This window comes from Bacillus sp. F56 (assembly GCF_001748205.1).
GTDB classification, from domain to species: domain Bacteria; phylum Bacillota; class Bacilli; order Bacillales; family Bacillaceae; genus Bacillus; species Bacillus stercoris.
Genome location: NZ_BDFC01000004.1, coordinates 554654 through 574152, shown reverse-complemented (window position 1 = coordinate 574152; position 19499 = coordinate 554654). Strand labels below are relative to the sequence as shown.

The window sequence follows — 19499 nt, the reverse complement described above, 5'->3', positions numbered from 1 at the left end:
CTCCCTATATCTTAGTTGGCACGTTCAATATCTTTTAACAGAAGCTGACCCTCATTACTTTTTTCATATGTAATCGTGACCTTATCTCCATTGTTAAACTTATCAAGATCACTTGTCGATTCTTCAGTGATATCAAGACTAACCGCTTCATTATCTACTGTTACTTCTATTGTATGAGTATCAGCTAACCCTACATAAGTACCTTCTTTTGTTTCAATGTTACTGTCTGGCGATACATCTTCACCTTGACTCTTTTGACTATTAACCCCACAACCCGAGAGAAGCAATATAAAGAACAGTAAAGCAATAAATTTTTTCATTTTTTTCACCTCATTATATTTTATCGTCAACCTATTTTATATTTTAAAGAAAAATTAAGAAACAGTGAAACTTTTTTTTATAAAAAACGACTATTTTAGGATTTCATTCTTGTATTAAATAGAGTTGTATTTGTTGGAAATTTAACTCATAATGAAAATAATTTAACAGACGAGGTGCAAAGGATGAGGAACGAACGCAGAAAGAAGAAAAAAACTTTATTACTGACAATTTTAACGATTATCGGACTTCTTGTACTCGGAACTGGCGGCTATGCATACTACTTATGGCATAAAGCAGCATCAACCGTGGCAAGTATTCATGAAAGCATTGATAAATCGAAAAAGCGGGATAAAGAGGTGAGTATCAATAAAAAGGATCCTTTTTCCGTCTTAATCATGGGTGTGGATGAACGCGACGGCGATAAAGGCCGTGCCGATACGCTCATTTATATGACCGTTAACCCAAAAACGAATACAACCGACATGGTCAGCATTCCGCGTGACACGTATACAAAAATTATCGGAAAAGGCACAATGGATAAAATCAACCATTCATACGCTTTCGGCGGCACGCAGATGACGGTTGACACGGTTGAGAACTTCCTCGATGTTCCAGTTGATTATTTTGTAAAAGTGAACATGGAAAGCTTTAGAGACGTTGTTGATACACTTGGCGGCGTCACAGTAAACAGCACATTCGCGTTCAGCTATGACGGTTATTCGTTCGGCAAAGGAGAAATCACGCTGAACGGAAAAGAAGCGCTCGCTTATACCCGGATGAGAAAAGAGGATCCGAGAGGCGATTTCGGACGCCAGGACCGACAGCGACAAGTCATAGAAGGAATCATTAATAAAGGCGCAAATATTTCATCCATCACGAAATTCGGAGATATGTTTAAAGTCGTTGAAAATAATGTGAAAACGAACTTGACCTTCGATGACATGTGGGATATCCAATCCGATTACAAAGGCGCGCGTAAAAAGATTAAACAGCACGAACTGAAAGGCACAGGCACTAAAATCAATGGAATTTACTACTACCAAGCTGATGAAAGCGCACTTTCAGATATCACAAAAGAGCTGAAGGAAAGCCTCGAAAAGTAAAACAAAAAAGAAGCTTCGCACAATGTGCAAAGCTTCTTTTTTATTTTCCTGTAAATGAATCCGGATGCTCTTTCCTATACCCGTAATGAAACAGTAATTCTTCCACAATCCGGCGGGAAGCCTCTCCATCTCCATACGGATTAGAAGCGTGGGACATTTTCTTGTACTCACCATGATCAGTTAACAGCTGTTTTGTCAGCTGATAAATGTTTTCCTCATCCGTCCCTGCAAGTTTCAGTGTTCCCGCCTCCACTCCTTCAGGCCGTTCCGTCGTATCACGCAGAACAAGCACCGGCTTTCCGAGAGACGGAGCTTCCTCCTGCACACCGCCCGAATCTGTCAGAATAAAATGCGATTTTGCCGCAAAGTTATGGAAATCAATCACTTCTAACGGTTCAATCAGATGCACTCTGTCCGAATCGCCAAAATGCTTCTGCGCCGCTTCCCGGACAACAGGATTCAGGTGCACAGGGTAAACGACCTGTACATCGTTAAACTCCTCAACAATTCTGCGGATGGCCTTGAACATGTTTTCCATTGGCTCACCCAAGTTTTCCCGGCGGTGCGCGGTCAGCAGAATCATCTTATCATCGCCCACCTGATCGAGGACAGGATGTGAATAGCCGTCCCTAACCGTTGTGCGAAGTGCGTCAATCGCTGTGTTTCCCGTTACAAAAATAGAATCGGCTTTTTTATTTTCTTTTAATAAATTGTCTTTCGCCTGGCCTGTCGGGGCAAAATGCAAATCAGCAATCGCTCCTGTCATCTGGCGATTGAGCTCTTCCGGAAATGGGGAATACTTATTCCCTGTACGGAGCCCTGCCTCGACATGGCCGACAGCAATTTGATGATAAAAAGCTGCTAGGCTTCCGGCAAACGTCGTCGTCGTATCACCATGGACAAGCACAATATCGGGTTTGATATCTTTAAACAGCTCATCCAATTTCACAAGTGCGTTGGACGTAATCTCTGCCAGTGTCTGCCGCTCCTTCATAATGTTCAAATCGAAGTCAGGCTTGATGTGAAACGCATCTAACACCTGATCGAGCATTTGTCTGTGCTGTGCAGTGACCGTTACGTAGGAATCTATTTCAGGATATTTTTTCAATTCAAGCACTAGAGGTGCCATCTTGATCGCTTCAGGCCTAGTCCCGAAAACGGTCATAACTTTTAGTTTTTTCATATTTGTCACCTGATTTTCTGCTATAGTAAATAAATTCATACTACATATTCTACATGAAAATGTAGTATTTTAAATCATTTCATCCTTGATTCAAATAAAATGATATGAGTTTTTAATATTAAGGATAAAGCTTGTTTAAAAATGGTTTATCCTATATCATAAAAATGTGTAAAAACATAATGAAAAGGGTAAATAGAGAATAGTTTAACCATAAATTTTTTCGATCATAAGGAAGGTGCCTTTTAAATGAAAAAAGTACGTAAAGCCATAATTCCAGCAGCAGGCTTAGGAACACGTTTTCTCCCGGCTACGAAAGCAATGCCGAAAGAAATGCTTCCTATCGTTGACAAACCTACCATTCAATACATAATTGAAGAAGCTGTTGAAGCCGGTATTGAAGATATTATTATCGTAACAGGAAAAAGCAAGCGTGCAATCGAGGATCATTTTGATTACTCCCCTGAGCTTGAAAGAAACCTGGAAGAAAAAGGGAAAACCGAACTGCTTGAAAAAGTGAAAAAGGCTTCTAACCTGGCTGACATTCACTATATCCGCCAAAAAGAACCTAAAGGTCTCGGACATGCTGTCTGGTGCGCGCGTAACTTTATCGGCGATGAGCCGTTTGCGGTTCTGCTTGGAGACGATATTGTTCAGGCAGAAACACCAGGATTGCGCCAATTAATGGATGAATATGAAAAAACACTTTCTTCTATTATCGGTGTTCAGCAGGTACCTGAAGAAGAAACACACCGTTACGGCATTATCGACCCGCTGACAAGTGAAGGCCGCCGTTATCAGGTGAAAAACTTCGTTGAGAAGCCGCCTAAAGGCACAGCACCTTCTAACCTTGCCATCTTAGGTCGTTACGTATTCACGCCTGAGATCTTCATGTACTTAGAGGAGCAGCAGGTTGGCGCCGGCGGAGAAATTCAGCTCACAGACGCTATTCAGAAGCTGAATGAAATTCAAAGAGTGTTTGCTTACGATTTTGAAGGCAAGCGTTATGATGTTGGTGAAAAGCTAGGCTTTATCACAACCACTCTTGAGTTTGCGATGCAGGATAAAGAGCTTCGCGAGCAGCTCGTTCCATTTATGGAAGGTTTACTAAACAAAGAAGAAATCTAAACAAAAAGGCTATTGGACATTCATCCAATAGCCTTTTTTTATTTAGGTATCAAAGTCAGTGTATGTTTTTCATTATCAACTGCAAAAACCTGATCAGCGGCCCGCCGCAAAAATTAATAATATCTGACAAGTACACTGATTGTAGAGTTAAACAAACTAAATGAATGAAAACATAAATACAATCATGCAGATGAAATAGTAAATATATTGTATCCAATACAAGCTAAGTAAATACCGCTTGCAAAAAGACCAATGACATAAACAACCATCATTACAATTTAACTAATTAAATTTGAAGCAATTACAACAGAAGGCAGTGAACTGATCGGAAATTGAATTTCGCGACCATATTGATCCGTTTAAACACATTGTTTGATCCATCAAGAATCGTCGAGCTAATAAATAACCATAGAATCAAACCAGCCAATATCTAAACGATAAAAAGCACTCCTCCGATACCTGTTATGACCGGTTACGGATCCCATACCAAATACAAACCAGTTACGCCAACATTTGAATGAGAGGATTTTAAAAAATTCATAATGTTTTTTTGGATTTTTAGGTTAAAGAAATTTAAAAGTATCGGTGAATATTGTAACAAATGTTGAGTTTTTTTTAAAAGTAAAGAGAAGTCTCGCAAAACTTCTCACATAATTTTAAAGTGTCATTAAAGACCAAATCCAAGCTCATTTAGCAATTTTTAATATTGTCTAATTGCAAAATAGCATTATAAATCCGCTTTCTATTATTTTTATCAGTATATGCAAAAAAGTTATCTACTCTTTTTCTATACTTCTCTTCCATACGACTATTGTTTTTCATATAATAGATAACTTTATCAACTAAGCTATTATGATCTTCTATTACATCACCAAACCCCATTTTTTTATAATCATAGTAATCAAGTTTAAAATGGTATGACTTTTCGTATTGATAATAGATCACAGGCTTTTTCTCGTATGCAAAATCAAACGCAACTGATGAAAAATCAGTAATCATTATATTAGAAGAGTTAAATAACATTTGATAGCTGCTGTTATAGTCGGCAAACTCCACATACTCATGCTTTTCAAAATCCTCAATCTGTTGCTGAATGTCTGGGTGTGGGAAGAAAGTTATTTTATAATTATTGTTCTTAGCAAATTCGATTAGCCGCTCATCATTAATCAAGGCATTGTACCTAACAAAGTATTCACTATCTTTAAATTTGGGGTTGTACGGTCTGACTCCTTTTGCCTGATCTTTCGGTAATACAATATCTTTTCTCCAAGTCGGCATTATTAAAAGCTGCTTTTCCCCTTCACTCTTCGTAAGATTATCGTATCTCGGAAATCCACCCAAAAAGATGTTTTCTCTTTTATAATTGTAATTCCCTTTTACAATAGACCGGTATTCAGGTTTTGCTGAAGTGACTAATAATTTGATATTCTTGCTGTATTTGTTTAACCATTCAGAATGATCAGCCATTGTTATTCCATGCTGTAAAAAGACAAACTCAAAATTAAATAAATCTCTAAAATAAATCTCCATATTGAAAAATGGATTTACAACCCATATATCTGCATGTGTCGATATTACTTTGGAAGAGGATAAGGTTAAAATTTTATGTCTAAAAGATCTGTATGGTATAACCTTTCCGTATTTTTTAATTCTGTCGTAATCCTTGCTATCTTTTTTTATTATAAAGTATTTTTTTACTCCATCATTCTTGTTGATTGCATATTTAAAGAGGTGCTCGGCATTATCATCAGCTTTGTCTTGTCTGTCTATGAATAACCATACTGGTTTTCTATTAAAAATAGTGAAAACATGGTGTGCTATTCTTGCCACAAGTGCCTTCTTAATCGCTGATTTTCGTTTTTTTGATTTTCCCCCTGATTTATGAAGGGATTTTAAGAAACAAAACTCTTTTATAAATCTATTTTTAACATTGTTTTTTTCGAACATTAATTTTTTATAATTATAATAAAAGATATAATCCTTTTTAGCTGTATAAGCGTTAAATAGGTCATTTGACAAGCCTGAATACTTAAAGAATCGAAGCTTTGCCATTTTTCTTTTTTTACCTTTAGCTATAAAAAATTCAATATGGTTATTGCCAGAAAGATAGTTTTTGGGAATATCTATAGAAAAACCAGGATATTTTTTTATTACCTCTCCTAAACTTATATAATCGTTATGACTTCTTTTTATTTTCTTTGCTTTTATTTTTGTTTCTCCAATTTTAGCATAAAAATTAAAGCCTTTAGAATTAAAGAGAGAGCTCCAAAATCCTTCAATATGAAGAGAATCCTTATTTTCTTCTAAAATCTCAATAGTTAGAGTTTGATTCGATAATTTCGAAACAACTTCATCTTCTCTATATAAAAAATAATCTTGTTCAGTTTCTTTTTCATATACATACTTACTATAATTTTCACCGTGCTTTAATTTCAAAGCATGATACAGATAAAAATGGCTTACACTTTGTGTATCAATTATGACATCATCGTCAATATACGATAGTACCTCTCGAATCAACGTTATAAATTCTTGGTATTCATCTTCATCTAGGGGTGTTTCACTAATATCCTTGATCAATAATTTCCATTTCAAATCATGCATAACCATATATTGAAGAAACAACGGTATTTTCTGTTCATGATTCTTTGTGATATCAATTAAACTCTTGGAGAAGGTATTAAGTGAATGGTTAAACCAATTCTTATTAGCCTTAGCTGTTTGCATGGCAGAAGATCCATCTTCTCTGACTCTATAGTGATATTTGGCTTCCTTAACCAGCCCATATTTTTTCTTTCGCGATATAATTAAATTGACTAGCTTTGCATCTTCACCTATTTTACAGTTTTCATCAAATCTGATATTTTTTAAGGCTTCTTTTTTTATAAATGTAGAACAGCAATGGGTTAATATATACTGTGGTTCTTTTTCCACATCCAATATTCTTGTACAAGAAAACTTGTTATTTAGATTATGTTCTCCCGTTCTTCCTTCTTCAAAAAAAATAGGAATTGCTACAATATCAATTTCATTCTTATGTTGTTCAAAGAAAGTTAAAACATTTTCGAAAGTTTCTTTTGAAACTAAGTCATCTGGATCCAAAAATTGAATATATCTACCTTCAGCATACTTTAATCCATAATTTCGGGCACTGCTCACTCCGCCATTCTGTTTTTTTACATATATAATGTTATTGGGATATTTTTGGGCATATTCTTTACAAATGATTTCACTTTCATCAGGGCTGTCGTCATTTACAAGTATTAACTGAATATTCTTAAAACCTACAGTCTGATTAATGATACTTTCTATAGCTTCAGTTAGATATAACTCAACATTATAAATCGGCATTATAACACTGAAATCATAGTTAAAACTCTTTTCGTTCATAAAAGATTACTCCTAACATAATGTTTATACGAATAAGAATCCGGGTAAATAAAAGTAAGAACCAAAGAGAGTACTAATTTTCGTAAACAATTTTAATTTAGTAAAATATATGAAAAGCACTCTTTATCTTTTTTTAAAAACCCTTGTAAGCAAACTTTTAAAAATGTTTACATGGTTAAGTTCTAAAGCATCATTTGGTGTTTTTAGGACAAAGTCAAATGCAAAGGCCCAAATTGGGATTTCTACAATAAAGCCAGCATGTCTAAAATCTCTTAATTTATATCCCCATACTTCAATTGTTTTTTTCAGTTCTTCTCGTTTGCATTTTTTTAATCTATTAAAATATTTTATATAAACTCCATCATTTTCTTGCATCTCATAATACTGGTTAATAAAGTGCCCTGTTAATTCAAGTTTAAGCCCTTTTATTTTTGTCGAGGTAATAGTACATGAACTTTGTAGTACTCTTTCTTTTTTTATATTTTCAAGAGCATCTGTATTTGCTTCTAATAAGTGATACATAAATTCTTTATAGTACATGGGCATATCTTGTTCTTTTATTATTTGTGGTTCAATAAATCTTAAAATTTTAATAAAATCATCAACAAATTTTTTTTGCTCTTGTTGATCTAAAACAGACTTATAAATATTTCTATAGTTCGGATATAAAAACAGTTTCATATGATATACAATTAAAAATTGCAAATAAGGCAGAACTATATCATATTTTTTTATTGAATCCATCAACAAAGTCATATAACATGCATTCAACAAATATGTGTACCTTTTTTTGTTAAACCATGAACGATCAACTAATGAGTTCTGTTCTTTTCGTTTTGTATAAAAATACTTACCTTCTGCAACTGCTCCGTATCTTTTTTCTTTCAACAATAACTGATTAAAAAAGATAGCGTCTTCCCAAAACTTTATAGTTTCATCAAACGGGGCAGTACTATTTAGTATATGTCTTCTGTAAAAAGTACCGCCAATATAAAAATGAATAGCCTTATAATCGTTTAGAATATTTATAACTCTAGTTCCTTTTTCAAATCTATTATTTAATTTATGTTCGCCTTCTTTTTCACCTGTGTAATAAATAGGTAATACGGCAATATTTACATCTTCGGAATCACAAAAAAAATTATAAACACTTTGCAGCGCATTTTGAGAGAATACATCGTCAGAATCAAGAAAACCAATGATTTTAGATCTTTCACTTACATTTGATAACCCATAATTTCTTGCAGCAGAAGGTCCAGAATTTTCAATTTTCAAGACTTTAATATTATTAGGATATAGGTTTTTAAAGAATTTACAAATTTGAGGACTGCTGTCAATGCTGCCATCATCTATTAATATCAGTTCTATATTTTCCTTAAATCCAATTGACTGGTTAATGACACTCTCTATTGAGTCCCTTAAATAATTCTCGGAATTATATATTGGCATTATGATAGAAAACATGTTAATACCTCTTTATTTAGAAGTTAAAGTATCGTTCAACTGCTCTTTAGAAGCCTTGCCATCTTCTAAATTACAAAAATTCATTATAAAAATCCTGATAGTTATTATCTATAAAAGGATTATGGGAACTAAGTTCTTTACTTGTTTGAACCAAGTTTCCTGGCGTATTCTGTTGAAAATTAAAGTAGAAACCATGGAGTCTCGATAAGTTGGAAGATCAAATACAAAAATACAATTACCTAAATTAAATTGTAACCACAGAGTCTCCAAGGTTCTCTCTTCATTTCCTCTAATCAAATCAAAGTTTAAATTTATACTGGCCAACTTTCTTAAAATTCATTATCCCGCAAAATTGGTGCATATTAAATTATTTTTCTCTAATTCCTTATTTGATAAATATAGAATGTTATTTCTCGGATAACCTGTTTTCAAAACTTCCCTATTGAAATGCACGTATGAAAATTTAGTCGAGTAAGCATTAGTGAAATTAAATAATCCCATTGCTGGCTTCCTGCAGCTGCTTATACTTTTCAGTTGTGGTTCCGGGCATGTGCACTTCGCCTTTATCATATCTAGTTTTTTACAGAGTGCCGTGCCACGTTTGCACTTACAATGTGTTTTTGGGTTTTGGAATCCATAAAGGCAGCAGGCTGTTTGCAATCCAATATTTAGCAGTAGCCATATACCAAATCCACTTAACAGAAAACCTTTTTATAGCAGATATTCGTAAATTGCTCGGGGATTGCAGCTAAACTGTTTACAGAATAGCTTTCAAAAAATTAATTTATTGTTTCTTGGCAAAGGGCAAAAATTTCAAACAGAACTGAATAACTCTAACTAGTAAACTTCTGCAATAATAAAATATTTCATCATGAACTCCTTAAAAGAGTGAAGATTAATATTTGCGCAAACAAGAAAAAAAGAAGCAACTGAATTTACTTCAAGCCTCTTTTAGTTATTCGCTTCTATAGACTAGCCATGTCTTTTCTGATTTGGGTAGGTGAAATGCCTTCTGTTCTTGGAAGGTAAATGGCCTCATAGTATTCCTTTGTAGACAATCGTACGATTAAGCAATCATCCAGATTTTTTCTCTTTCCAGTAGCTTCATATGTCCGTAGTGAAATAAATCAAACGTTCCGTACGTATCACTTTCTTCATTAGATAACATCACCTTCCAACCGTTTTCAACTGAGTTTGCCAGCAAAAACAAAAACCCTTAACTGATTGTTTTCGTTCCATTAATAATAAACAATAATAGCATATGTTCCTATAAAAGTTAAGACTCTTTAAAAATGTAAATCCTCAGCACTTTTTGACAACATAGTTGTATTGATGTATATTTTTTACATACATCTGACATCTTATCTATACTCATTACAAAAAGTTTTCTATTCCGAAAGAATCGATTTTGTCGCGTTTTTAAGTGTAATGATTTTCTTTCTGCTACGTCATTTATTTTGTACGCCCTCCTCATATTAATTCATCGTCAAAACGGGAACGAATTGTAATACGTAGTTCCTAAAAATTTTGGGTAAGATATAGTAAAGTCTTTTCAGGCTAAGGGACTTTAATTAAACTACTACACATGTTTTTTTGTCGATATGATACAAATGAAACCAATTACTCGATTAGGTAAAGGGAAAATTGAACACTTCTGAAAAAAGTGATAAGTTTCCTTCACTATATCCGCCAAAAAGAACCTAAAGGTCTCGGACACACTGTCTGGTGCGCGCGTAACTTTATCGGCGATGAGCCGTTTGCGGTTCTGCTTGGAGACGATATTGTTCAGGCAGAAACACCAGGATTGCGCCAATTAATGGATGAATATGAAAAAACACTTTCTTCTATTATCGGTGTTCAGCAGGTGCCTGAAGAAGAAACACACCGTTACGGCATTATCGACCCGCTGACAAGTGAAGGCCGCCGTTATCAGGTGAAAAACTTCGTTGAGAAGCCGCCTAAAGGCACAGCACCTTCTAACCTTGCCATCTTAGGCCGTTACGTATTCACGCCTGAGATCTTCATGTACTTAGAGGAGCAGCAGGTTGGCGCCGGCGGAGAAATTCAGCTCACAGACGCTATTCAGAAGCTGAATGAAATTCAAAGAGTGTTTGCTTACGATTTTGAAGGCAAGCGTTATGATGTTGGTGAAAAGCTCGGCTTTATCACAACCACTCTTGAATTTGCGATGCAGGATAAAGAGCTTCGTGATCAGCTCGTTCCATTTATGGAAGGTTTACTAAACAAAGAAGAAATCTAAACAAAAAGGCTATTGGACATTCATCCAATAGCCTTTTTTATTTCGACATCAAGGTCAGTGTATGCTCTTCATTATCAACTGCGAAGACAAGATCAGCTGTATTCACAAGAAAACGATTCTTGCTGCTGTCATACAATACATCACTGTCACTTAAAGACAATGACGCCGGCGTAACAGAAGAAATGTTATGGAAGATAAGCTCTGATGCCTTATCATTCTCCAGTACATAGCTGATTTTTTCATAATCAAAATCTAACGTTTTTCTGACGTCAGTTGTATCTCCTTCAGTATATCCATTCAATTTCGATTGGATGCTGCTGCTGCTGTCTCCCAGGAATTTCAGAAAGTATTCATAGGAAGATGCTGCATTTTGCGAGACATAAGGCGTAAAGGCAGCGGCATGCAATTTAGCATGTTTCATATTAGTTGCAACAGCGCTCTTTTTCACAAAATAAGACTGTCCGTTAAACTTTATTTTCGCTGCTTGTTTGCCTTTTGCAGCTACCGTCACCTCTGTACCGAATGGCAGTGTAACGTCAGCCTTCTGTTTTAAACCTTGATCCTTATAAGCAGGGGCTTTTTCATTTGATATAAACCCTTGCTTATTAACTGCGGTTAAGCGTTCCTCTGACTTGCCCTTTGCATTGCCATGATGATTCTTCACTTCATTTTGCGGGATAGCGCCAAACGAAGCAATTGTACGAAGCGGGGCATTAAAAAACATCGTTCCTGCCATGAATACAGTCAGGATAGACAAAATAGCAATTTGAACCGCATTAGCCAATGATTTTGGCTTTTTCTTCTTTTGGCGGAAACGGGCAAACGCTTCAGGATCTTCTTTCTTCCGCTCTTCCGTTTGCTCTTTTTTATATGTCTCTTTTTCTTTTTTCGAGAGCTTATTAAACCAGTCAATAAACGCTTTATACTCTTTCACAACCGTTTTTGTTTCATCAAACATACGAAGCTCGCCGTAGTGCATCCAAGCGACGCGGTCACACATCTTTTCAATCTGACCGATCGAGTGGCTGACAAAGAATATGGTTTTTCCTTGCTTTTTAAACTCATTTATTCTGTCTACGCACTTCTGATAAAACGTTTGGTCCCCTACGGAGAGCGCTTCGTCAATAATTAAGATGTCAGGGTCAATATGCACGGAAATCGCGAAACCGAGACGCGACTTCATCCCGCTCGAATAGTTTTTAACCGGCTGATTAATAAAATCGCCAATCTCAGCAAATTCAACGATGCTGTCATACATATCATCAATTTCTTTATTGGTTAACCCCATCATCAAACACTTGAGCCGGACATTGTCCCGGCCTGTTAATTGGTTATTTAAACCGGCAGCAATCGCAATCAGCGACGGCTGGCCGTTCATTTCAATTTCACCGCTGGTCGGCGGAATAATTTTAGCCAGCAGGTTAGACATGGTCGATTTCCCTGATCCATTTATCCCTACAAAACCGATTGTCTCTCCCTCATACACGTCAAAGGAGACATTCCGCACAGCAAAAAAACCATTATCCTTAGCCGGAAAAAACAACCCTTTAATCTTGTCCGATTGTTTTTTATACAAATGATATTGCTTTGAAACATTTCGAAACGAAACTTTTAGTTTCATCGTACAATCTCCTTACGTATTAAAGAAAGTCAACAAACTTGTCTCTGAATTTCATATGCAGGATAGAACCCACTAACAATAAAAGGAATGTGACCAACCAAAAGTACAGCGTGTACTTCATGTCATGGAAAAACCACGCCCCGTCTAAGAAGCTGTTCCGAAATCCTTCAATAATATAGAATAGTGGATTCAACTTCAGAACAGGCACTAATTCGGGGTGGCTATGGCCGAGTTTCGCATTAACATCCCAAAAAATTGGCAACAAGAAAAACAAAAGTCTTGTTACGGCCTGCAGCAAAAATTGATAATCCCTAATCAGCACACTGATCGTTGAGTTAAACAAACTAAAAGAAAACATAAAAGCAATCATACAGATGAAGTAATAAATATATTGTAACCAATGCACACTCGGGAAAACACCATTAACTAGTAGTACAATGATATAAATTCCCATCATAATCATATAACTAAATAAGTTAGACGCAATGGCCACGGATGGTAGAGAACTAATCGGAAAGTTCATTTTAGCCACCATATTAATGCGCTTAAATACACTGTTTGAGCCATCAAGTATAGTTGGACTGATGAAAAACCATGGGATTAATCCCGCCAGCATCCAAATAATAAAAGGCACTTCGCCCGCTCCGGTTGCCACAGGACCGCCCTTTCTAATCCCCATACCAAAAACGAACCAGTAGGCCAGCATTTGGATAAGCGGATTTAAGAACTGCCATAAGACACCTAAATAATTCATTTGATATTTAGACTTGGTTTCATAAGCCGCCAATCTTAAAATTAAAGGAAATGACGTTATTTGCTCTCTGAGTATTCGCAACAAATCATTCATTTTTTATCTTCCTTAGACTTAATTGTTTTTGGGAATCTTTCGTTTGAAAATTTGAAAGCACCGCTGACTATTGTAACAGATCCTGCATTTTTTTTCACTTCTCAACAAGTATCTAAAAAGCTGCCGAAATATCGACAGCTATACATTTTACAGAATAACGCAAATTATTCAGCTTTAAATACAGTATTAACTACCTTTTCTGATGAACGTCCTGACTCTAAATAGCAAAACTTATCATAAAAAGGACCAAAAGAAACCGGAAGCTTATAATCAGGCGATGAGATCTGCTTGATAGCCTCAATCGTTTCTTCAGTAGTTTTTACCAATGGACCAGGAGCTTCTTTTTCAAAATCAAAGTAGAAGCCACGCAACTTATCCCGGTAGGTTTCGATATCAGGGACAAAGAAAAGCATTGGCCGTTTTAAATTTGCAAAATCAAAGAATACAGAAGAATAATCAGTAATCAGCAAATCAGAAACCATATACAATTCTCGAATATCCTCATAAGCAGAAAAATCATATGCAAATCCTTCAAAAGGACCTAAATCAAAATTCTCAGCTACCAGATAATGCATTCTTAAGATTACGATATATTCATTTCCAAGCTCTTGTCTAAGTTGATGCAAATCTAAATCAAGATCGAACTTATAACGCCCTTTTGCATAGAACTGATCATCTCTCCATGTAGGGGCATATAAAATGACCTTTTTATCACGAGGTATATTTAATCTACTCTTTATCAATGATATTGTTTCTTCATTATTATCATTATGAAGAAAATCATTTCTAGGGTATCCAGATTCAATCATTGTTTTGTTAAACTGGAATGCCCGTGTAAAGATCTCAGTTGAATAACCATTTGGCGAAATCAAATAATCCCAATTAGAAGCTTCCTTGATAAAATTCCTTTTATATTTTTTGGTGTTTGTACCAGGCATATGGACTTCTTCCATATCCATTGCCAATCTTTTTAAAGGTGTGCCATGCCATGTTTGTAAATATGTTGTATGACTAGGTTTCGGAATCCATAATGGAAGCCTGCTGTTAACAACCCAATACTCAGCTCTTGCCATAGCGAAGAGCCATTTTAATGAGAGGCGATTAATATAAGGAATTCCCTTTTCGTCAAATGGCGCTGAATATTGTTTGTTTACACTCCAATACATTTTATATTCAGGGTGGTTTTCCCGCATATATTCGTAAATCGCTCTCGGGTTACAACTGTATTGTTTCCCATTAAAACTTTCAAAAATGACTGTTTTCCTTTTAACTGGCATTGTGCTAGCCATCACGAATAGTGATTTGTATGTTTTAGTGATAATCTTGTTTCTCAATTTCGTGATTTTTTTTATTTTTGATACTAATCTCTTCTTCTTTCCTTTAACAAAGTATTTAATCCTTGTCTTAAGGCTGTAGTCGTTTACTCTGATACCTAGAGTCTGCTTTTTCTTTTTCTTAAAGACCTCGTAACGAACTGGTGCGTTGTTTGTTTTTATAACACTTACTAGTCCTTTTAATTTGTTTTTTCGATTTCCTAGAACAAGAGCAGTGCTGTTAAACTGAATATCCGTTCCTTCTTCGTCAATGCAAATATATTCCATAAAAAGACGATAAACATAACGTTTTTCATTTGAGAAAGGAATTTCTTTTAAAGGCACTTTCACTTCAAAATCATACAGTTCCGGGACAAAACCGTCTGCTCTCATATTTTCAAGCCCATGTGTTTTTCTTTCTAGCTTGATTGGAAACTTTTCCTCAATCGGTGTTTCTCCACCCTTTTTTAAAATAAGGTTCAAGTTTTTTATCCGGTATTGATTTTCAGAACTCAGGTAGCCCGCATAACCTATTATGCTTATTTCTTTAGAGCTAATCTCGATTTGATCAAATCTGATGATTTTGGCCTCTCTTTTCACCTTAATAGAAAAGTTGCCTTTATCAGTTGTATAAGGTAAAATCAAAAGTTCTGTGGTTTGATCGACATGAAAGGCGCGCTCAATTGATTTTACTTCAGTAGTAAGACGCTTCAAGAGTGGTTCCTGCTCCGCATCTTCATGTTTTTGTCGAAATTCAACATAAAAATCATATGTTTGTCCCATTTCAACAGGCATAGGCAATACATGAGCATTTACCTCAGCTTTATACTCTAATGAGCCAGTGTTTTGAAGTGGAAATTCAGATTCTGTTCCTGAACGTCTCTCTTTCAGCTTTAAAAATAACTGGTGATCTTCTAAAAACTGGTGTTCTGAATCAATTGAGATCAACAATTCAAGATTTCCTAAATTGTTTTTCAAGCTTTTCAAAATACATTTAATCACAGTGTTTTCAATCATTACTTTTTTCTGCTCCTCTGTATAAAAGCTCTTTCCTTTTTGCTTCCTTTTATTAGTGTCAACTACTAAGGACATTACCCAAAATATTAACTCTCTTTTATTTCTGTGACCCTCCAAGAGAAATTGCCTTTTACTGTTGTATAGGACTCTACTCTATAGCCATTCGTGTCTATACTGTTTCCTGACAACTCTGTTTCTTCACTCGAAAGTCTTCGCATTGTTTTAATATGGTTATTTGCATTGAAAAGAATATAAAAATCAATGACTTTGGTTTTATTAGCCGCTATCTTTTCGATATCCACATCTTTTTCCAGATCAATTGCAAACAGTTGATCATTTTGTAAGTTTGTTGAAATAATTTCGGCCTTATTCTTTCTGTCCAAGCCCACTAAACTTATTTTTTTAATATCATCATGATCAAAGTTCTCAATGTCAATTTCTATTTTAGTTTTATCAAAATCCTCAGTATAGGAACTAATAGAAGGATCTTTTTTTCCAACCTTTTTAGAGAACTTCTCTCTCTCTACACGCACTTCAATCATCTGATTAAGAGCGAAAGCCCAATTTTCAATATAGTTGGGTCTTGAATATTTTTCAGCCATTTTAAAGGCTTGTTCTGAAAATTTCTGATGAGTACTTTCGTCTTTCATCAAAGAAATAATAGCTTGACCCAATTTCTCTATATTATACTGTTCAATGACATACCCATTTACTCCGTCAGTCACTAAACTCCTTGCTCCATAATCATAATCGTATGTTACAACTGGACACCCATTGCTCAGTGCCTCCATATTTGATAGACCGAATCCTTCAAAGTGAGAGGTTGAAATGGTTAGCCAAGCTTTTTGAAACTCTGCGTCAGGGTTATCTGTATAGCCTTTCAAAAAGACATTATTCTGCAGTTTAGTATCTTCAATCTCTTTTTTTACTTTTTCGAAATCTTCACCCGATCCAAATATATCTAGTTTTGCTTCAGGAATTTCTTTCACGACTAGACTAAATGCTTTTACTGCATGTACCAGATTCTTCATAGATGCAAGTCTTGAAATAATTACAGCTTTGTATTTTTCACTCGGCACATTCAATACAGCAGGATCAAGGGGCTTATCAATTGTATGCGGAGTAAAGAAAAACGTCTCTTGTTCCCCTGAGATCAATTTAAAATCTTCTAGCTGTTCCTCAGTTATAAAAAAGATAGCGTCTAAATTATACATCTGGCTAAATACTTCTTTATAGCGGCCTTTAATTTGATATTTATTGTTGCCGTAATGCTTGTTATGAATAATTGCTCCATAATAGGAAGAAGGTGATTTTTTCACTTTAAACACATGTTTGTCTTGCGGTCTGCTGTCCACTAAAAACAACTTAGGTTTATCATTTTCTTTTTGCAGATATTCTATCCAATATTGACGCAGTTCCGATTCATCTTTTACTTTTATCTCACCTTCAAGGGAGTACCATATAATATGAGATAATTGAACATCTTTTTCTTCATTGTTCCATACATAGAGTTTGTCTAAATATACTTGATTTTTGTCATTAATATATTCCTGCAGATACATCTTGTTTAGCTGCACATCATAATGAGTAACGAGAACTAAGTTTCCGTTCTTGGTATATTCCTCTCTCTTTATAAGCTGGTTTTTATCGTTCCAATAGTCGACATAACGGATAGTCTCTCCATCTCCATAATAGGATACAGAAATTTCATTACTATTCTTACCAAGTAATCTTGACATGGCTTTCGCAAACTTCCCCATGCCTACTTGCTTTTTCACCTGGTCAAGGCCTATCCTTTCATCATATGATCTTTTCTCATTTGTTCTTTTACTTAAAAAATCATCGAATAGATTAATAACTTTTGTGAATTTTTCATCAATCTTACCGTTGCTGTACAATTCATCAATCTTTGAAGACAACTCTAAATCAAAACGAAACGTTAAGAAAAAGGTGTTTTGGTTACACTCTTCTCCGAATAATTTAGAACGCAATAATAATGATTTCGTCAGACCGCCATAATTACTTGGCAGTCCGCCAGAGATAAAATAATAATCCATGTCAGGAATTTTTTTTATATTAGATTCACTCACCGCATGTAATGACAATTTATTACTCCCTTTCGGCATCTAGAATAAATGATCATTGAAATTTATATCTACCCGGACACTTTAGCCACAAAAACCAATGCAAGCATCAAAAAGTACTTCTTATTTCAATAAGAAGTACTTTAATTAGATATTGAACCAATGATATCAGGATCCTAAATTATAAACCAGCAATTTCCTCTTTGATCTTTGTTGTAGAGATGCCTTCAGTTCTTGGGAGGTAAACAACCTCACACTGATCCTTGAGAAAGTCAAATTTACCTTCCCAGTCATCCCCCATAACAAAAACATCAATATTATGATCAATAATATCTTGCTTTTTTTGTTCCCAGTTTTTCTCAGGGATTACTTCATCCACATATCGAATGGTTTCTAAAATTAATTTACGGTGCTCATAGCTGTGATAAGCTTTTTTTTGCTTTTGTAAATTGAATTCATCCGTTGAAATAGCAACAACTAAATAATCACCAAGCTGCTTTGCACGCTCAAGCAATTTAATGTGACCCCAATGCAATAAATCAAAAGTTCCATATGTGATAACTTTTTTCATTTAAAGAAACTCTCCTTCCTAATGTTAAACACTATTAAAAACACTACTGACGTTAGCGATTAAATTCTAAAAAACCTGTTTGTGTTCCTTATATCGACATATTTCTCGTATGTCTTCACTGATCATTAATTATAGCATACCGCCTAAAAAAGGTTAAGTACTCACAAGGAGAAAAACATTCCAAAATATGTAATTACATTCAGACCCCATTAGCACCAAGGACTGTTGTTCATTCGTTCATTCAATTGTAAAATTGGAAACATATTTAAATTTAATGTAAAGATAATGTTAATCCTTTGTTGAAGATTTGTGTTAAAATATAAGATAGCTTGATTTTGCTTTCAGAAACTCTCGGTTTTTAACTATATAAATAGAATCTTAAAGGAAGGAGGAGCCAGACATGCAAACAGAGACTATTCACAATATTCCTTATGTTAACAGTAACTTAACATCATTTATCAATTACTTAGAGAAACATTATATTGATCAAAAGATCGGTGCTGTCATTTCCACAGTCAACCCTGAAATTGCATTTGCAGCTATTAAAGATCGGGACTACTTTGATGTACTATCTTCTTCAAACTTCATCTTGCCTGATGGGATCGGTGTAGTCATGATGTCACGTTTGACTAACAACAGGCTTCAGTCCCGAATTGCAGGTTACGATGTTTTTAAAGAGCTTCTTGGCATTGCTGACAAAAAGAAAAAACGTATATTTCTGTACGGTGCGAAGAAAGATGTTATCAAAGGTGTTGTATCCAAAATTTCTTCCGAATACCCTAACATTAAAATCGCAGGTTATTCAGACGGTTATGTTCAAGATCGCACCCTAGTGGCAAAGCAAATCGCCAAAGCAAATCCTGACATGGTATTCGTAGCTTTAGGGTATCCTCATCAAGAGAAATTCATTCATAACTACAGACATTTGTTCCCTAAAGCCGTATCTATCGGTCTTGGAGGAAGCTTTGATGTATTTAGCGGTAATGTCAAACGCGCTCCTTCCTGGATGATACGTTTAAATTTAGAATGGTTCTACCGTTTAATCTTGAATCCATGGCGATGGAAAAGAATGCTAAGCATCCCTAAGTATGCTTTAACAGTTTTAAAAGAAGAAAAAAACAAAAAAACTTTCTATCCAAAGCCTGAAAAAGATCATACAAAACAGATATAAAACGAAAACTTTTTTATAAATGGATTGAT

Annotated in this window: 12 protein-coding genes and 3 pseudogenes; 4 read left to right on the top strand and 11 right to left on the bottom strand. The window is 35.1% G+C overall.

What is annotated here, in order from left to right:
• Positions 1-11: 11 nt before the first annotated feature.
• Positions 12-320 carry a membrane-bound protein LytA gene (gene lytA, locus BFW96_RS03030; protein ID WP_040081650.1) on the bottom strand — a complete coding sequence of 103 codons (309 nt, stop codon included), beginning with the start codon at positions 318-320 and terminating at the stop codon, positions 12-14.
• A 183-nt stretch (positions 321-503) separates the two neighbouring features.
• Here lytA and tagU point away from each other — a divergent pair, with 183 nt between their 5' ends.
• A complete protein-coding gene (gene tagU / locus BFW96_RS03025; protein ID WP_040081649.1) occupies positions 504-1424 on the top strand; it encodes a polyisoprenyl-teichoic acid--peptidoglycan teichoic acid transferase TagU in 921 nt (306 codons plus the stop codon).
• Positions 1425-1464: 40 nt separating this feature from the next.
• Here the strand turns inward: tagU and wecB are convergent, their stop codons facing one another.
• Positions 1465-2607, bottom strand: coding sequence for a non-hydrolyzing UDP-N-acetylglucosamine 2-epimerase (gene wecB / locus BFW96_RS03020; protein ID WP_069838599.1), 1143 nt, complete (start codon positions 2605-2607; stop codon positions 1465-1467).
• A gap of 246 nt (positions 2608-2853) precedes the next feature.
• On the opposite strand from wecB, the gene galU reads away from it, so the two are divergent.
• Positions 2854-3732, top strand: a complete 879-nt coding sequence (gene galU, locus BFW96_RS03015; protein WP_040081646.1) for a UTP--glucose-1-phosphate uridylyltransferase GalU — start codon at positions 2854-2856, stop codon at positions 3730-3732.
• Positions 3733-3848: 116 nt separating this feature from the next.
• Here the strand turns inward: galU and BFW96_RS22055 are convergent.
• From BFW96_RS22055 to BFW96_RS21385, 4 genes and pseudogenes are all read right to left on the bottom strand, one after another.
• Positions 3849-4260, bottom strand: a pseudogene (locus BFW96_RS22055) (Teichoic acid translocation permease TagG); the annotation flags it as partial.
• 162 nt (positions 4261-4422) lie between these two features.
• The gene (locus BFW96_RS03010) at positions 4423-7122 is read right to left on the bottom strand and encodes a poly(glucosyl N-acetylgalactosamine 1-phosphate) glucosyltransferase (protein WP_069838598.1); all 2700 of its coding nucleotides are present in this window, start codon (positions 7120-7122) and stop codon (positions 4423-4425) included.
• 123 nt (positions 7123-7245) lie between these two features.
• Entirely contained in the window at positions 7246-8586 is a 1341-nt protein-coding gene (locus tag BFW96_RS03005; protein WP_069838597.1) for a glycosyltransferase family 2 protein, read from the bottom strand.
• A gap of 965 nt (positions 8587-9551) precedes the next feature.
• Positions 9552-9744 (bottom strand): annotated as a pseudogene (locus BFW96_RS21385) (adenylyltransferase/cytidyltransferase family protein).
• A gap of 517 nt (positions 9745-10261) precedes the next feature.
• Here BFW96_RS21385 and BFW96_RS02995 point away from each other — a divergent pair.
• A pseudogene (locus tag BFW96_RS02995) lies at positions 10262-10846 on the top strand (UTP--glucose-1-phosphate uridylyltransferase); the annotation flags it as partial.
• Between the two features lie 37 nt (positions 10847-10883).
• Here BFW96_RS02995 and tagH read toward each other — a convergent pair.
• The 5 genes from tagH to tagD all read right to left on the bottom strand — a co-directional run bounded on the left by tagH (position 10884) and on the right by tagD (position 18299).
• The gene (gene tagH / locus BFW96_RS02990) at positions 10884-12467 is read right to left on the bottom strand and encodes a teichoic acids export ABC transporter ATP-binding subunit TagH (RefSeq protein ID WP_069838596.1); all 1584 of its coding nucleotides are present in this window, start codon (positions 12465-12467) and stop codon (positions 10884-10886) included.
• A gap of 19 nt (positions 12468-12486) precedes the next feature.
• A complete protein-coding gene (tagG, locus tag BFW96_RS02985; RefSeq protein WP_040081639.1) occupies positions 12487-13314 on the bottom strand; it encodes a teichoic acids export ABC transporter permease subunit TagG in 828 nt (275 codons plus the stop codon).
• A 164-nt stretch (positions 13315-13478) separates the two neighbouring features.
• On the bottom strand, positions 13479-15719 hold the full coding sequence (gene tagF / locus BFW96_RS02980; protein WP_069838595.1) for a teichoic acid poly(glycerol phosphate) polymerase: 2241 nt from the start codon (positions 15717-15719) through the stop codon (positions 13479-13481).
• Between the two features lie 11 nt (positions 15720-15730).
• Positions 15731-17749: a poly(glycerol-phosphate) alpha-glucosyltransferase gene (tagE, locus tag BFW96_RS02975; protein ID WP_069838594.1), complete on the bottom strand. Its 2019-nt coding sequence runs from the start codon at positions 17747-17749 to the stop codon at positions 15731-15733.
• Positions 17750-17909: 160 nt separating this feature from the next.
• Positions 17910-18299, bottom strand: a complete 390-nt coding sequence (tagD, locus tag BFW96_RS02970; protein WP_003227921.1) for a glycerol-3-phosphate cytidylyltransferase — start codon at positions 18297-18299, stop codon at positions 17910-17912.
• 400 nt (positions 18300-18699) lie between these two features.
• Here tagD and tagA point away from each other — a divergent pair, with 400 nt between their 5' ends.
• Positions 18700-19470, top strand: a complete 771-nt coding sequence (gene tagA, locus BFW96_RS02965) for an N-acetylglucosaminyldiphosphoundecaprenol N-acetyl-beta-D- mannosaminyltransferase (RefSeq protein ID WP_069838593.1) — start codon at positions 18700-18702, stop codon at positions 19468-19470.
• Positions 19471-19499: the final 29 nt, after the last annotated feature.

What these genes read in the sequence shown, in the direction of transcription:
- lytA (WP_040081650.1), bottom strand. Translation starts at nt 320, where the DNA reads ATGAAAAAATTTATTGCTTTACTGTTCTTTATATTGCTTCTCTCGGGT.
- tagU (WP_040081649.1), top strand. Translation starts at nt 504, where the DNA reads ATGAGGAACGAACGCAGAAAGAAGAAAAAAACTTTATTACTGACAATT.
- wecB (WP_069838599.1), bottom strand. Translation starts at nt 2,607, where the DNA reads ATGAAAAAACTAAAAGTTATGACCGTTTTCGGGACTAGGCCTGAAGCG.
- galU (WP_040081646.1), top strand. Translation starts at nt 2,854, where the DNA reads ATGAAAAAAGTACGTAAAGCCATAATTCCAGCAGCAGGCTTAGGAACA.
- BFW96_RS03010 (WP_069838598.1), bottom strand. Translation starts at nt 7,122, where the DNA reads ATGAACGAAAAGAGTTTTAACTATGATTTCAGTGTTATAATGCCGATT.
- BFW96_RS03005 (WP_069838597.1), bottom strand. Translation starts at nt 8,586, where the DNA reads ATGTTTTCTATCATAATGCCAATATATAATTCCGAGAATTATTTAAGG.
- tagH (WP_069838596.1), bottom strand. Translation starts at nt 12,467, where the DNA reads ATGAAACTAAAAGTTTCGTTTCGAAATGTTTCAAAGCAATATCATTTG.
- tagG (WP_040081639.1), bottom strand. Translation starts at nt 13,314, where the DNA reads ATGAATGATTTGTTGCGAATACTCAGAGAGCAAATAACGTCATTTCCT.
- tagF (WP_069838595.1), bottom strand. Translation starts at nt 15,719, where the DNA reads ATGTCCTTAGTAGTTGACACTAATAAAAGGAAGCAAAAAGGAAAGAGC.
- tagD (WP_003227921.1), bottom strand. Translation starts at nt 18,299, where the DNA reads ATGAAAAAAGTTATCACATATGGAACTTTTGATTTATTGCATTGGGGT.
- tagA (WP_069838593.1), top strand. Translation starts at nt 18,700, where the DNA reads ATGCAAACAGAGACTATTCACAATATTCCTTATGTTAACAGTAACTTA.